This window comes from Halosimplex yunnanense (assembly GCF_054504345.1).
Window position 1 is genome coordinate 252,752 of sequence record NZ_JBTJEL010000036.1, and the last position, 12,010, is coordinate 264,761.

A 12,010-nucleotide genomic window follows, 5' to 3' on the forward strand; every position below is an offset into this window, starting at 1 on the left:
TAAGTTTGTAAAACAGTTGACTGGAAACCGTTCCGGATTCGATTTCGGTCGATCTTCCCGCCCGTCGTCCTTCTCGACGAGGTTGGTTGCGGGGACAGACGAGACTCACCATCTCGAAGCGCGACACTCGACTCTTTAGCATTGAAGAAGCGGACCAGTGCCGACGAAGAACGGCTGGTCTCTACGACATCGTGTCGCTCGCCGTCGGTAAGTCGGCCGACTCACCTCGTCGCTACGACGCGGACTCGATCCGTTCGAGCGCGGCCTCGAAGTCGTCCGCGCCGATGACGACGTCGTCCGCCCGCTCGTTGGCTTCCTCGGGGTCGACGCCGGCGGCCACCTCACTGATGGCCCGCATCGACGCCGCGCGGACGAGCGACTCGATCTGCGCGCCCGACAGTTCCGCGGTCTCGGCGGCGAGTTCGTCGAGGTCGACGTCGTCGCCGAGCGGCTTGCCCTCCACGTGAACGTCGAGGATCTCGCGTCGGCCGTGCTCGTCCGGGTTCGGCACCTCGACGTGCTGTTCGAGTCGGCCCGGCCGCAGGAGCGCGTCGTCGAGCACGTCGCGTCGATTCGTCGCCGCGAGGACGACGATGTTGGGGTTCTCGGCGGCGCTGTCCATCTCGGTCAGCAGTTGCGAGACGACGCGCTCGGTCACCTCGTTGCCGTCCATCCGGCCGCCGGCGATGCCGTCGATCTCGTCGAAGAAGACGATGGCCGGCGCGGTCTGGCGGGCGCGGTCGAACACCTCGCGGACCGCCTTCTCGCTCTCGCCGACGTAGCGGTCCATCAGTTCCGGTCCCGCGACGCGGATGAAGTTGACGCCGCTCTCGCCCGCCGCCGCGCGGGCGAGCAGCGTCTTCCCCGTCCCCGGCGGGCCGTGGAGCAACACGCCGGAGGGCGGGTCGGTGTTGGTCGCGGCGAACAGCGGCCCGTACGCCAGCGGCCACTCGACGGCCTGTTCGAGCGCCGACTTCGCCTCCGCCAGGCCGCCGACGTCCTCGAAGGTGACCGTCGGCGATTCGGCGACGTACTCGCGCATCGCCGAGGGCTCGACCGCCCGCATCGCCGCCTCGAAGTCCTCCCGGGTGACCTGCGGCTCGTCGCGAGTCCGCCGTAGCGCGTGCATCGCGGCCTCGGTCGTCAGGGTGTGGAGGTCGGCGCCGACGAACCCGTGCGTCCGCCCGGCCACGCGGTCGAGTTCCACGTCGTCGCCCAGCGGCATCCCGCGGGTGTGAACGTCCAGAATCTCCCGGCGCCCCGTCTCGTCGGGGACGCCGATCTCGATCTCGCGGTCGAAGCGGCCGCCCCTGCGGAGGGCGGGGTCGATGCTGTCGACGCGGTTGGTCGCGCCGATGACGATGACCTGCCCGCGCTCTTCGAGGCCGTCGAGCAGCGTGAGCAGTTGCGCGACCACGCGATTTTCCATGTCCGAGTCGTCGTCGCGTTCGCCGGCGATGGCGTCGATCTCGTCGATGAAGACGATGGCTGGGGCGTTCTCCTCGGCGCGGGCGAACGCCTCGCGCAGCCGTTCCTCGCTCTCGCCCTTGTACTTCGAGACGACCTCCGGCCCGGAGATCACGTCGAAGTAGGCGTCGACCTCGTTGGCGACTGCGCGTGCGATGAGCGTCTTCCCCGTCCCGGGCGGCCCGTGCAGGAGGACGCCGCGCGGCGGCGAGATGCCGAGCCGGGTAAACAGTTCGGGCTCCGAGAGGGGGAGTTCGATCATCTCCCGGACCTGATCGAGTTCGTCGTCGAGTCCGCCGATGTCCTCGTAGGAGACGCCGGTCCGGGAGGCCGACTCGTCGGGAGTCGACCCGGACCCGCTCTCTCCCGCAGATCCGGCGGACCCGCCGCTTGTTCCGGGTTTGCCCGTTCCGGTAGTGCTTCCGGTGTCGGCCGTCGTGCCGGATCCCGTGGTCCCGCCGCTTATCGGCGGCAACACGGTGATGTCCGTCTCGTCGGTGACTCGCACCGCGCCGGCGGGGTCGGTTCCCGAGACGGCGAACGCGCCGACGCCGTCGATGTGGACCTGCTCGCCCTCGCGGAGCGGCCGGTCGAGCAGCGCCCGACGGACCGCCGCCTCCTGCTGTCTGTCGTCGAGGCCCACCGTCTGTGCGAGTCGGACGGTGAGACTGTCGGCCTCACGGACCGAGGTTTGCTGGACAGTGACTGTGTCGCCGATGTTCACGCCGGCGTTGGCCCGCGTGTCGGCGTCGATGCGGATGTACGCGCCGTCGCCGCTCTCGGGCCAGGCCTTTGCGACCGTCGCGCGCTCGCCCTCGATGACGAGCGGGTCGCCGCTCAGTACCCCCAGCCGGGACCGGACGGCCTCGGGCACTCTCGCGATCCCGCGGCCGGCATCCCGTTTGTTCGCACCCTCGACGGAGACTTCGATGGCGTCGCCGCTTCCCATACGCCGGCTTGCCCCCCGACGTTCTTTACCGTTCCCCACCGCCTTTTTCGCTCAGCGGTTGTTCGATACAGGGAATCCGCTCGTTCAATGGAGGATGCCGTCTGTGACGGCGGCCTGATACAGACGGTGGGCAGAAAAAGCCATCTCCAGTCCGCCGCGCCGGGAGCCTGTTACTGGTCTTCGGCGCGTGGGTCGACCGATGCAATCAGTCCGGTCGCCAGCATCCGTCGCGTAATCGCCACGATACCGTTGTGGAAGCCTCGGCCGAACACGGCTTGCTCGTGTTCCTGGCCACCTCGATTCGTTTCGTGGTACGTGCTCACCAAGATCGCTTCCCGATCGACCAGTAGTAATCGGCTGATCTCCGTGGTGTCGTCCGCTAGTGTCGACTGACTCAGCCACGACAACTCCGAGACGAACACTTCGGTGTCGGGAAGGGCATCCTGAATCCGTTCGCGGAGCGTCTCGGTAACCGTCCCGATGATAACGCTGAGCCCGCGCTGCTGAGCCGCTTCGAGTCGCTCGGCGAGCTCTTCGGTGAAGACGCTTTCGTGGCCGATTACGAGGATGATCTCTTCGTCGGCCTCGTCGATCAGCTGCTGAGTACGACTCGTGATCGCCGTGTCACCTGTTAGCGCCCAGACGTCGTGAGTAACCTCCGTCTCTTCGGTCCCCACCGCCTGATCGAGGTCCTGCAGTGTTTCCCGGAGCGATTCAGTCCGGTCTTCGTACTCGTTCTGGAGGATCATCACCGCCTCGTCGACGGACACGGCGCGGAATCGCTGGGGGTTCGAGTGCTGCACCTCGACGAGCCCTTTCGTTTCTAACACCCGGGCCGCGTCGTAGACGCGCGTGCGAGGGACTTCCGAAACGTCGCTGATGTCTTTCGCCGTTCCCGCCGGTAGTCGCGAAAGCGCCACGAACGATTTCGCCTCGTACTCTTTGAGCCCGAGTTGCTGGAGCAATTCTACTGCCCGGTCCTGATTTGCAAGGTCATCCATGGGTCCCAACCGTTCTGCTGCCAATCGACAGCCTGCAGTTAAATAGAGTATCGCCCGGGAAAGGTGTTGTTACTCCTTGAACACCGTTCACTCAGATAATCACAATAGAATTATGGGGGATGGACAACTACGAGGTAGCGGCGCGCAGCGTCAGAATGGGTCCCAACCTCTCTGTGGCTGCGCGCCCTTTCAGCACAGCTTCGCGAGTGACATCACGAGAGAGGAGTTTCGAACTTGTCCAGCCCGTTGCACTACTACGTCCCCACAGCTACTGCCGCCACAGAGGTGTCACTCACCAGTCAGCGGGAAGGCCATTTACGTCGTCGTCTAACTCCTCCAGCAGCGGCCTGATCTCGGAAAAATTCTCACCCTGTTTAACTGATCCGCTCTCCCTGTCCCAGTCGATGAGGCCGTAGCTGGCCAGTTTCGGCAGGTGGACGTGGTATAGAGCGACAGCTCGTTCGGTATCGTTCTCTGGGTCGGTGCTGTCGATCGACGGCTGAGTCTGTGGATCGCGCTTCAATAGGTCGAGCAGTAGGCCGCGGCGTGGAGCCGCAGCCAATACGTCTGCTGCGTCATCGAACGAGAACGTCTCGCCCATATTTCTCATACAGTATATTTGTGTGGCGACAGATAACTTCCAGAGTCTTTCCAGTTTAGACGACGTTTGAGGATCTGAGTGAACAGACGATGCGTAACGGGTGGTCGTAGCAGTGGGCCCTTCTGAGGCCACAAAGGCATCTGCCGGATGGGATCCAGATGACGAATGGAAGGTCGGTACCTGTTGGGATCCAGCTACCAGTCCCTGGACATTTTCACCGATAGTTGCTGACAGGTGCCACTAGTTCGAGTGTCGACGCGTTCGCTGGTGCAAGAGTTGTCCGCTCGTGAGCGAGGGCGGCCGGTGTCGGTGTCGGCATCGTCAACTGATCGGGCGGAGTCATTCTTTCGTCCGCACACTGACCGAATATCCCCGTGAGCTCGGAGAAACGCCTTTACCGGTTGCCGACACACACTCTACCATGGTCGTGACTACCGAGCGCGACGAGATGACCTGGTACAAGTGCGAAGCTTGCGGGTTGATGTTCGACGACCAGTCCGACGCGCGACAGCACGAGGAGAACTGCGACGCCGAAGAGCCGTCGTACATCCAGTGAGTCCAAAGGGGGCAGATCCGTGACGACGGAGTGACCACCAGGCGTGCCTGCTATGCCTTCTCGACGATTTCGTAACTGCGCTCGCTCAGCTCGTCCTCGGCGAAGACGAACACACGCCCGTCGGCGACCGACAGGTCCGCCTCGACCTCGACCCGGTGGGCATCGGCCCGGGCGGTCACGCCCGCGAACAGCGTCTCCTCCTCGCCGTCCGCGATCATGACGCGGCCGACGCCGGTCTCCTCGAGGATGTCGTCGTGGGTGTTCAGGTCGTTGATGTAGAGCATGATGCCCTGGGTTCCAGTCTCGTCGGTGACCAGCACGTGGACCTCCTTGCCCGGACCGGTGCGGACGCTCTCCTCGACGGCTGTCGGCACGCCGCGGTAGAAGGCCTCCCGACCGTCGTGGTACTCGACGACGATGCCGTCCTCGGTCAACTCGACCCCCAGCGTGTCCGGCGGCACGTCGTTGCGTGCGCTCATACCCGTGGGTTCCGGCCAGCGCCCCAAAAGCGTCGCGTTCCCCTCCCGCGACGGTACCCGTGATCGTCCGCTTCAGTGGTCTCCGACGGAAATCCCACAGAGGTAAATACCGCCCGGGAAGACAGACGCACGATGGAAGGACAGGCTGTCGCCCCCGCGGCGGGGACGGTGTTGAACGCGCTCGCGACGGGCACCGGGTCGGCGTTCGCCATCGACGAGTACACGACCGCGACGGTGGAACTCGACGCCGACGCCGACGAGGTTACCGGCCGTGTCGCGGAAGCCGACGACGCCGACACGACGCTGATCGAGCAGTGCGTCGCCGCCGTCACCGACCGCTTCGGCGACGGTGAGGGCGGCCGCGTCCGCACCGAAAGCGACGTGCCGATGGCCTCGGGCCTGAAGAGTTCGAGCGCCGCCGCCAACGCGACCGTGCTTGCGACGCTCGACGCGCTCGACGCCGCCGACGAGATATCGCGCGAGGACGCCTGTCGCATCGGCGTGCAGGCCGCCCGCGACGCCGGCGTCACGGTGACCGGTGCGTTCGACGACGCCAGCGCGAGCATGCTCGGCGGCGTCACCGTCACCGACAACGACGCAGACGAACTGCTCGCCCGCGAGGAGCGCGACTGGGCGGTCCTCGTCTGGACGCCGCCCGAGCGTTCCTTTTCCGCTGACGCCGACGTCGAGCGTTGCCGTCGCGTCGGGCAGATGGCCGATCTGGTCGCCGACCTCGCCCTCGACGGCGAGTTCGGCCGCGCGATGACCGTCAACGGGCTCGCCTTCTGCGCCGCGCTCGAGTTCCCGACCGACCCCATCGTCGAGGCGATGCCGACCGTCCACGGCGTCTCGCTGTCGGGGACCGGTCCGAGCTTCACGGCGGTGGGCGAGCGCGACGCGCTGGAGGCGCTCCGCGAGCAGTGGGGCGAGCGGGAGGGACGGACCTGGCTGACGACGACTCAAACGGAGGGCACACGAATCCTATGAGCGACGACGAATCCACAGAGTACGCCGAAGAGATGAGCCTCGACGAACTGCGCGACGAGATCCGGTCGATCGACCGCGAGATCGTCGAGTTGATCGCCCAGCGCACCTACGTCGCCGACACCATCGCGCAAGTCAAAGACGAACGCGGCCTCCCCACGACCGACGAGGAGCAGGAACAGGCCGTGATGGACCGCGCCGGCGAGAACGCCGAGCAGTTCGACGTCGATTCCAACCTCGTCAAAGCGATCTTCCGCCTGCTCATCGAGTTGAACAAGGTTGAGCAGCGGGAGAACAGATAATCGATCGCGCCGAGACGCTGAGCCGACGATCCCGCTCGTCGGCGCCGCCCCGTCAACTACGTACGACGCGGTGGTGGTCCGCGTCGAATGGCCGAAGTTCCTTATGTTCTCCGGGGGGATCGGGGGGTATGGTGGAGTACGAACTCGACGACGTCGACCGGGAGATCCTCGCGGCCCTCCAGGAGGACGCGCGCAACCTCTCATCCGGCGAGATCGCCGACCGGACGGACGCCTCGTCGAGCACGGTGCGCAAGCGCATTCAGCGACTGGAATCGGAGGGGATCATCAAGGGATACAGCGCCGAGGTCGACTACCAGAAGTCCGGCTATCCGCTCCGGATGCTGCTGTTCTGTACGGCCCCGATCCCGGAACGGGGGAACCTCATCGACGAGATTCTGGAGATCTCCGGCGTCGTCTCCGTTCAGGAGCTAGTCACCGGTGAACAGAACCTCCTCGTGACGGCCGTCGGCGAGGCGGACGACGACATCACGCCGGTCGCACAGGAACTGCTCGACATGGGACTGACCGTCGCCGACGAGGTACTCGTCCGCAGCCACGAGTCGACGACGTTCGACGACTTCACCGCTCACTCGGACGAGAAATAACCGTTCTGTTCCCTATCGGCGCGTTTGATACCGAACTGTTCGCGAAGGGGATGCCATGTAGTAGGCGCCGGCGGTCATCGTTGTGGCCGAGATAGGGTTCTGCGGCGGACTATCTCAGGCAGATAACGGGCGACAGGTGTTCTCGACCGGTCACTGGCGGAAACCGGCTCGTCAAAGTGCGATCGTCACTCTCCCGCACTGGCCATAACCATAATGTTCTTTCATACGAGTTAATCGAACGCTTTGTTCAATCCAAAGGATATAATAATCACTTCGTTCTAAAGTGGCGTGAAGGCGACCGATACGTGCGTCGCCCGTCGCGGACGTCGACGCGGGGGCGACGAACAATCCGGTCGCAGGAACGACGATGACTGACCACACCAGACCGAACGACGGCGTACAGCTCTCGGATATCGCGACGTCCTCCGACTCGACCATTCCGCGAGCGTCGACAGCGACGGTCTGGGCTCTCTTTCTCCTCGCAGTGGGGGTCCTCGGGCTCTCAGTAGCGGGCGGCGGAGAGCGGGGAGTCGCCGGAGTGTTCGTCGTCGACGGACTGACCGCGGTCGCCTGGGTCGTGGTCACCTTCTTCAGCGGTATCATCCACAGCTACTCCCGGCGCTACATGGCCGGCGATAGCCATCTCGACGGCTTCTTCGTCCGTATCTTCGGATTCACCCTCGCCGTCATGGCGATGACCGCGGCAGACCACGTCGCGCTGTTGGCCGCGGCGTGGCTGGCGATGGGGCTCGTCATGGCCTCGCTCGTCGGCCACGTCCGCGGCTGGGATCAGGCCCAGGCCGCCGCCAGATGCGCTCGTCGGTACTTCCTCGCGAGCGCTACCCTGCTCACCGTCGGCCTCGCCGTCCTCGTCTGGAGTACCGGGTCGACGTCCATCTCGGGAATCCTCGACCAGGTCGAGACCGTCCCGCAGACGACGGCACTCGCCGCCGTCAGTTGTCTCGTCCTTGCGGCGGTGATCCAGTCGGCGCTCGTCCCCTTCCATCGCTGGCTGCTGTCGTCGATGACGGCGCCGACGCCGGCCTCGGCGCTGATGCACGCCGGCTTCGTCAACGCGGGCGGCATCCTGCTGACCCGCTTCGCGCCGCTGGTCACCAGCGAGACGGCCGTCATGCTGGGAATCGTCGTCGTCGGCGCGGTGAGCGCCCTGTTCGGACAGGCGCTCATACTCATTCAGACCGACGTCAAGCGGGAACTCGGCGCCTCGACGGTCGCCCAGATGGGCTTTATGATCCTCCAGTGCGGGCTCGGCTTCTTCGCCGCGGCCGTCACGCACCTCGTCCTGCACGGCTTCTACAAGGCCTACCTGTTCCTCTCGTCCGGCAGCGCCGTCGAACAGACGGCACCCGATAGTTCGAAGCACTCGTCGCCGACCCCCGCGGGCATCGCCGTCGGCCTGCTCACCGCACTCGCCGGGGGCGTTCTGTTCGCCGTCCTCACCGGGAAGGGGACGAAACCCGACAGCGGACTCGTCCTCACCGCCGTCGTCGTCCTGACGACGATGCACGCGACCCGCGACGTCGTCCGCCGCTCGTCCCTCTCGGCCCCGCTCAGACTGCTCGGCCTTCCGCTCGTCGCCCTGACCGCGATCGGGACCTACGCCGCGGTGTTCGAGGCGATCTCCGCGGCGCTGGCGGACGTTCCGATGACCGCGGCGCCGACCGACCTGACCGTCGTCCACCTCGGGGTCGTCGCCCTGTTCGTCCTCGCGTACGCCGCGACGGAGTTCGGCTGGCACCGCGCCAGCAAGCGGCTCTACGTCGCGCTGCTGAACGCCTCGCAGCCGCATCCGGACACGATCCTCACCAGCACGGAGGACTACGATGACGCTTGAACGGGACACCATCGCCGACAGCATCGACCGCGCGGCCGAGACCGTCGGTTCGGTCTGGCCGCTGCACTCGTTCGTCACGGCCAACCCCCTCGCGGGGTTCGAGGACGAACCGTTCCACCGCGCCGTGGAGGACGCCGAGCGACTGTTCGACGGCCGCGGCTACCCGCACCCGTCGGTCTTCCGCCGCGCCTGGGAGCGCGGCCAGATCGACCCCGACGTGCTGGCCGCCGAACTCGACGCCCACGGCGTCTCCGACGACCCCGAGACCCTCCTCGACGAGATGGAGGCGGCCGAGGCGGCGCGCGAGGACGACACGGAGACCGACGACGCCGCGGAGACCGTCGACCGCGTCCTCTCGAAGTGGCTCGCCGCGTTCCTCGACCAGGGACAGTCCGAGTGGTCGATGCCCGGCCGCGATCAGGGCTTCTACGCCGCCTGGCGCGACCTCGCGCCCTACGACGACGAGATTCCCGGCTGCGAGGACCCGTCCGACCTGCCGGAGAAGCCGGTCGCGGCGATCGAAGCGGCCCTCTCGGAGTACCCGCAGGGGCGCTGGGAGGACATCTTCGAGCACCACCTCGCCGCCCTCCCCGGATGGACCGGCTTCGTCAAGCAGCGGGCGGGCGCCGACGCCGACCCGTGGCAGGACGAGTACCCGATCACGCTGCTGGAGTTCCTCGCCGTGCGCCTGACGCTGGCCGACCTGTTCGACGCGCCCGTCGAACCCGATGAGGACGTCGACACCGGGGGCAACCAGCAGTCCGGCGCGATCGACGACGTCCCGCTGCCCGAGATCTGGCTGACCGCGTGGGAGAAGAGCTACCGCGCTCGCCTCCTCGACGATATCGACCGGACCGTCACGGATCCCGCCGAAGCGGGCGACGACGAGCGGCCGGCCGCACAGCTCGTCTTCTGCATCGACACCCGCTCGGAGGTCATCCGCCGGCACGTCGAGGCCGTCGGCCCGTACGAAACCCACGGCTACGCGGGCTTCTTCGGCGTCCCCGTGCGCTACCAGACGTACGACAGCGACGTCGCCGTCGACGCCTGCCCCCCGATCGTCGACCCGCAACACCGCGTCGCCGATCGCCCCCAGTCTGACTGTCACGACCACAGGGAGACCCACGATAGCTGGCGGACGCTGGTCTCCGCTGGCCGCAAACACCTCAAGGAACTGAAGACCAACGTCGCCGCGGCGTTCACGTTCGTCGAGGGCGGCGGGAGCGCCTACGGCGCGGCGATGGCGGCGCGGACGCTGGCCCCGTCGGCCGTCTCCGACCTCTCGAACGCCGTCGACGACCGCGTCCCCTCGCCCGGGGCGTTCTGCACGCCCACCGTCGACCGCCGCGACGCGGCCGACGCCGACGGCGACCTCCCGCAGGGGATGACCCTCGAAGCGAAGGTCGAGTACGCCGAGACGGCCTTCGAACTCATGGGCTGGGAGGAGTTCGCCCGGTTGGTCGTCTTCACCGGCCACGCGAGCGAGACGGCGAACAACCCGTTCGATTCGAGCCTCGACTGCGGCGCCTGCGCCGGCAACCCCGGCGGCCCGAACGCCCGCGTGCTCGCGACTATCTGCAACGACGAGGACGTCCGAGCGGTCCTCCGTGACCGCGGGTTCGACGTCCCCGAAGACACCGTATTCCTCGCCGGGGAGCACAACACGACCACCGACGAGATCACGCTGTTCGACGGTCACGTCCCGGAGAGCCCCCGGGACGACCTCGAACGCCTCCGCGAGGACCTCGCCGAGGCTCGCGAGCGCGCCGCGTCTGAACGCGCCGAGTCACTGCCCGGCAGCGACCCCGCCGACGGCGTCCGCGAGACCGAGCGCCGGACGGCCGACTGGGCCGAGACCCGGCCGGAGTGGGGGCTGGCGGGCAACGCCTCGTTCGTCATCGGTCCCCGCGAGTTGACGGCGGAGCAGGATCTGGACGGGCGGGCGTTCCTGCACTCATACGACTGGACGGCCGACTCCGACGGGGAGGCCTTAGAGGCGATCATGACCGGTCCGCTCGTGGTCACCCAGTGGATCAACAGCCAGTACTACTTCGCGACCGTCGACAACGCCGTCTACGGCAGCGGCTCGAAGGTCACGCAGAATCCCCGCGGGAACGTCGGCGTCGTCCAGGGCAACGGCGGCGACCTGATGACCGGGCTCCCGCTCCAGTCCCTCAAGGTAGACAGCGAACGGCCGTACCACCAGCCGCTCCGGCTCACGGCGGTGATCCACGCGCCGGTCGAGCGGGTCACCGAAATCCTCAGCGAGCACGAGGAGGTCCGGAAACTGTTCGACAACGGCTGGCTGTCGCTCGCCGTGGTGGCTCCGGATCGGGACAACGAGGTATTCCACTACCAGGGCGACCTGGAGTGGGAGCCGCGACTCGCGGCGCCTGTCACTCACTGACCGGGCCGCGAAATTTCCCGACCGAAGTCAATACTCCCACAGGCGGTCGATCCGCGAGGCGACCTCGGGGTGGGCCTCGCGGAGCGTGTCGACGCGCCGCTCCCCGTCGACGTTGACCACGTGGATCTCGCCGCGCTTGCCGTCGTAGACGTCCTGAAAGTCGTAGATCGCACCGACCAGATCGACCGATTCGGGGACGCGTTCGCTCTCGACCAGCAGTTCGATCTGCCGGTCGACGTTGTACTCGACGAGGCGGTTGACGGCCTCTTCGTCGTCGATCCCGTCGGGAAGCGCGTCGACGCCCGGGCCGAGGTGCGGTTTCAGCAGGCTCAGGGAGTGTTCGATCCCCGGGGGTTCCGAGCGCTCGTCGCTCAGCGCCTGATACGTCCCAGTCACGGCGCCGCAGCCGGTGTGGCCGACGACGACGGCCGTCTCGGTGCCGGCGTGGGCGATCGGATAGAGCACGTCGTCGGAGACCTGTTCGCCGGCCGCGGCCCGCTGGACGACGCGATTGCCGATGTTGCCGACGGTGAACAGGTGCCCCGGCTGTTCGTTTCCCCACATCTGGTCCTGGAGCACCCGCGAGTCCGAACAGCACACCGTGACCGCCGCCGGCCGCTGGGTCTCCTGGACGTCGTCGAAGCGGTCCGCGAACGCCTCCGCGTGGGCGGCGTTCCCGTCGAGGAGTTCGACGACCGTCTCGTTCATACTCGTGTGGTCACAGCCGGCACTGTTCACTTCTTCGCTGGGCCCGGTATCCGCTCGGAGACGGGGTACCGATAGAGCCCTGTGGCTGTCCCTGTC

11 protein-coding genes are annotated in these 12,010 nt (G+C 66.7%); 6 read left to right on the plus strand and 5 right to left on the minus strand.

The features are described from left to right. Positions 1 to 232: 232 nt before the first annotated feature. The 3 genes from AB2U09_RS17450 to AB2U09_RS17460 form a co-directional block, all read right to left on the minus strand. The gene (locus AB2U09_RS17450) at positions 233 to 2,416 is read right to left on the minus strand and encodes an AAA family ATPase (protein WP_459194007.1); all 2,184 of its coding nucleotides are present in this window, start codon (positions 2,414 to 2,416) and stop codon (positions 233 to 235) included. A 170-nt stretch (positions 2,417 to 2,586) separates the two neighbouring features. After that, a complete protein-coding gene (locus AB2U09_RS17455) occupies positions 2,587 to 3,417 on the minus strand; it encodes a TrmB family transcriptional regulator (protein WP_459194008.1) in 831 nt (276 codons plus the stop codon). A 292-nt stretch (positions 3,418 to 3,709) separates the two neighbouring features. Next, on the minus strand, positions 3,710 to 4,018 hold the full coding sequence (locus tag AB2U09_RS17460; RefSeq protein WP_459194009.1) for a DUF7344 domain-containing protein: 309 nt from the start codon (positions 4,016 to 4,018) through the stop codon (positions 3,710 to 3,712). Between the two features lie 421 nt (positions 4,019 to 4,439). On the opposite strand from AB2U09_RS17460, the gene AB2U09_RS17465 reads away from it, so the two are divergent. Further along, positions 4,440 to 4,574 carry a DUF7128 family protein gene (locus AB2U09_RS17465; RefSeq protein ID WP_268895806.1) on the plus strand — a complete coding sequence of 45 codons (135 nt, stop codon included), beginning with the start codon at positions 4,440 to 4,442 and terminating at the stop codon, positions 4,572 to 4,574. A gap of 50 nt (positions 4,575 to 4,624) precedes the next feature. Here AB2U09_RS17465 and AB2U09_RS17470 read toward each other — a convergent pair whose 3' ends face one another. Beyond that, positions 4,625 to 5,053: a DUF5796 family protein gene (locus AB2U09_RS17470; RefSeq protein WP_459194010.1), complete on the minus strand. Its 429-nt coding sequence runs from the start codon at positions 5,051 to 5,053 to the stop codon at positions 4,625 to 4,627. 132 nt (positions 5,054 to 5,185) lie between these two features. On the opposite strand from AB2U09_RS17470, the gene AB2U09_RS17475 reads away from it, so the two are divergent. From AB2U09_RS17475 to AB2U09_RS17495, 5 genes are all read left to right on the plus strand, one after another. Further along, positions 5,186 to 6,040: a shikimate kinase gene (locus tag AB2U09_RS17475; RefSeq protein WP_459194011.1), complete on the plus strand. Its 855-nt coding sequence runs from the start codon at positions 5,186 to 5,188 to the stop codon at positions 6,038 to 6,040. After that, the gene (locus AB2U09_RS17480) at positions 6,037 to 6,339 is read left to right on the plus strand and encodes a chorismate mutase (protein ID WP_459194012.1); all 303 of its coding nucleotides are present in this window, start codon (positions 6,037 to 6,039) and stop codon (positions 6,337 to 6,339) included. The genes AB2U09_RS17475 and AB2U09_RS17480 overlap by 4 nt, the downstream gene beginning before the upstream one ends. 128 nt (positions 6,340 to 6,467) lie before the next feature. Further along, on the plus strand, positions 6,468 to 6,944 hold the full coding sequence (locus AB2U09_RS17485; RefSeq protein ID WP_459194013.1) for an Lrp/AsnC family transcriptional regulator: 477 nt from the start codon (positions 6,468 to 6,470) through the stop codon (positions 6,942 to 6,944). 367 nt (positions 6,945 to 7,311) lie between these two features. After that, positions 7,312 to 8,799 carry a proton-conducting transporter transmembrane domain-containing protein gene (locus tag AB2U09_RS17490; RefSeq protein WP_459194014.1) on the plus strand — a complete coding sequence of 496 codons (1,488 nt, stop codon included), beginning with the start codon at positions 7,312 to 7,314 and terminating at the stop codon, positions 8,797 to 8,799. Next, entirely contained in the window at positions 8,789 to 11,206 is a 2,418-nt protein-coding gene (locus AB2U09_RS17495; RefSeq protein WP_459194015.1) for a DUF2309 domain-containing protein, read from the plus strand. The genes AB2U09_RS17490 and AB2U09_RS17495 overlap by 11 nt, the downstream gene beginning before the upstream one ends. A gap of 27 nt (positions 11,207 to 11,233) precedes the next feature. Here AB2U09_RS17495 and AB2U09_RS17500 read toward each other — a convergent pair whose 3' ends face one another. Next, positions 11,234 to 11,914 (minus strand): carbonic anhydrase, encoded by a 681-nt coding sequence (locus AB2U09_RS17500; protein WP_459194016.1) that lies wholly within the window; start codon positions 11,912 to 11,914, stop codon positions 11,234 to 11,236. Positions 11,915 to 12,010 lie beyond the last annotated feature (96 nt).

Coding starts and splice junctions, on each gene's coding strand:
- AB2U09_RS17450 (WP_459194007.1), bottom strand. CDS start 2,416: ATGGGAAGCGGCGACGCCATCGAAGTCTCCGTCGAGGGTGCGAACAAA.
- AB2U09_RS17455 (WP_459194008.1), bottom strand. CDS start 3,417: ATGGATGACCTTGCAAATCAGGACCGGGCAGTAGAATTGCTCCAGCAA.
- AB2U09_RS17460 (WP_459194009.1), bottom strand. CDS start 4,018: ATGGGCGAGACGTTCTCGTTCGATGACGCAGCAGACGTATTGGCTGCG.
- AB2U09_RS17465 (WP_268895806.1), top strand. CDS start 4,440: ATGGTCGTGACTACCGAGCGCGACGAGATGACCTGGTACAAGTGCGAA.
- AB2U09_RS17470 (WP_459194010.1), bottom strand. CDS start 5,053: ATGAGCGCACGCAACGACGTGCCGCCGGACACGCTGGGGGTCGAGTTG.
- AB2U09_RS17475 (WP_459194011.1), top strand. CDS start 5,186: ATGGAAGGACAGGCTGTCGCCCCCGCGGCGGGGACGGTGTTGAACGCG.
- AB2U09_RS17480 (WP_459194012.1), top strand. CDS start 6,037: ATGAGCGACGACGAATCCACAGAGTACGCCGAAGAGATGAGCCTCGAC.
- AB2U09_RS17485 (WP_459194013.1), top strand. CDS start 6,468: ATGGTGGAGTACGAACTCGACGACGTCGACCGGGAGATCCTCGCGGCC.
- AB2U09_RS17490 (WP_459194014.1), top strand. CDS start 7,312: ATGACTGACCACACCAGACCGAACGACGGCGTACAGCTCTCGGATATC.
- AB2U09_RS17495 (WP_459194015.1), top strand. CDS start 8,789: ATGACGCTTGAACGGGACACCATCGCCGACAGCATCGACCGCGCGGCC.
- AB2U09_RS17500 (WP_459194016.1), bottom strand. CDS start 11,914: ATGAACGAGACGGTCGTCGAACTCCTCGACGGGAACGCCGCCCACGCG.